The sequence below is a fragment of the Leucobacter soli genome (assembly GCF_042659205.1).
GTDB classification, from domain to species: domain Bacteria; phylum Actinomycetota; class Actinomycetes; order Actinomycetales; family Microbacteriaceae; genus Leucobacter; species Leucobacter soli.
Window position 1 is genome coordinate 1 of the sequence record NZ_JBHSRW010000357.1, and the last position, 1,566, is coordinate 1,566.

Below are 1,566 nucleotides of genomic sequence, written 5' to 3' on the forward strand. Positions count from 1 at the left end.
CCTGGTCGGGCAGCACGCGGAGGACGAGCCCGAGGCGCAGCGCCTCGGCGGCATCGATCCGGCGGCCGGTGAAGATCAGCTCCCGCGCGGCCGCGACCCCCACCAGCTGCTGCAGGCGGACGCAGCCGCCGAAACCCGGGATGAGGCCGAGCCCGACCTCGGGCTGCCCGAAGCTCGCGGTCTCGGCGGCGAAGATGTAATCGCAGGACATCGCGATCTCGCAGCCGCCGCCCAGGGCGAAGCCGTTGACTGCGGCGACGACGGGCACGGGCAGGGTCTCGAGCCAGCTCGTCAGCTCCTGCGCCTCGGCGGTATAGGCATCGGCTTCGGCCGGGCTCATGCCGCGCATCACCGAGATGTCCGCGCCGGCGACGAACGACTTCTCTCCCGCACCGGTCAGGATGACGCCGCGGATCGACCAGTCGGGGCGTCCCGTCTCGTCGGCCCGGCCGAGTTCCGAGCGCAGCGGGCCGAAGACCCGGCGCAGTTCGGCGATCACCACCGGCGAGAGGGCGTTGAGGACCTCCGGGCGGCTGATCGTGACCGTCAGGATCTCCTCGGAGACCTCGAGGTCCAGCGTCTCGCAGGCGAGCGCCGCGATCCGCTCGGCGAGTGCCACGGGCTACTTCTTCTCGAAGGGCGCGCTGATGGCCTGCGCGAGGAGCAGCACGACGATCAGCAGCACGAAGCCGACGATGAGGATCGCGCCGACCTGCAGGGGCTCGCCGGCGTGCGAGAACTGCTCGGTCGGGTCGAACTTCACGCCCTCCTCGGAGGCGAGGGCCGGTGCGGCGACGAACACCGAGACGAGGGCCGCGGCGAGGGCGGTGGCGATGCGGGCGATGGTCTTCACGTCTGCTCCTTGAGGTGTGCGGCCGGGCGGTGCGCGGTGGATGGTGCGCGACCGGCACCGCGAATGCCGTGCGCGGGTGCACCGCGCGCTGCTCCTATTCTGCCCGGTTCCGCGGGTTCGCGCGAACCGTCCCGTAGGGTCGTTCGCATGAGCCTTCGATCCGAGCAGCCGTGCCCGTGCGAGCGCGGCGCCGCGTACGCCGAATGCTGCGGCCCGATCCACGGGGGAGCGGCCGCGCCGACGGCCGAGCGCCTCATGCGATCCCGCTACAGCGCATTCGCGTTCGGCCTCGAGTCCTACCTGCTCGACTCCTGGGATCCGAGTACCCGGCCGGAATCGCTCGACATCGATCCCGAGGTCGACTGGCGGCGCCTGCTCGTCGAATCGACCGAGGCCGGCGGCCCCTTCGACCGGGAGGGGTGGGTCGCCTTCACCGCGATCGCGCGCCGCCCGAGCGGGCGTCTGGTGCAACGGGAGCGCAGCCGCTTCGTGCGCTCGCCCGAGGGCCGCTGGCGCTACGTCGACGGCGTCGCGCTCGACCCGGAGCTCTGAACCGACGGTTGTCGGAGCGGCGGCGGCATCGCCACGATGAGGTACGTCGCCAGCGGCCCGAGGAGCAGGCCGATCGGCACGCCGCCGCTGATGCGGCTCGAGACGAGACTCAGCGCCCGGGTGAGCTGGTCGAGTAGACGGCTCCGCCCGGGTTCTGGGCG

At 72.3% G+C, this 1,566-nt stretch carries 4 protein-coding genes; 1 reads left to right on the forward strand and 3 read right to left on the reverse strand.

Annotation, left to right across the window (positions count from 1 at the left end; translation table 11 throughout):
* A partial coding sequence (locus ACFPZL_RS13070; RefSeq protein WP_382335806.1) for an enoyl-CoA hydratase/isomerase family protein occupies positions 1-619 on the reverse strand: 619 nt, incomplete at its 3' end.
* Between the two features lie 3 nt (positions 620-622).
* Complete coding sequence (locus tag ACFPZL_RS13075; protein WP_218115167.1) at positions 623-853, reverse strand: hypothetical protein; 231 nt, start codon at positions 851-853, stop codon at positions 623-625.
* A 147-nt stretch (positions 854-1,000) separates the two neighbouring features.
* Between ACFPZL_RS13075 and ACFPZL_RS13080 the strand changes: the two genes are divergently transcribed.
* Positions 1,001-1,405, forward strand: coding sequence for a YchJ family protein (locus tag ACFPZL_RS13080; protein ID WP_218115166.1), 405 nt, complete (start codon positions 1,001-1,003; stop codon positions 1,403-1,405).
* Here the strand turns inward: ACFPZL_RS13080 and ACFPZL_RS13085 are convergent.
* A partial coding sequence (locus ACFPZL_RS13085; RefSeq protein ID WP_382335808.1) for a hypothetical protein occupies positions 1,369-1,566 on the reverse strand: 198 nt, incomplete at its 5' end. The genes ACFPZL_RS13080 and ACFPZL_RS13085 overlap by 37 nt on opposite strands.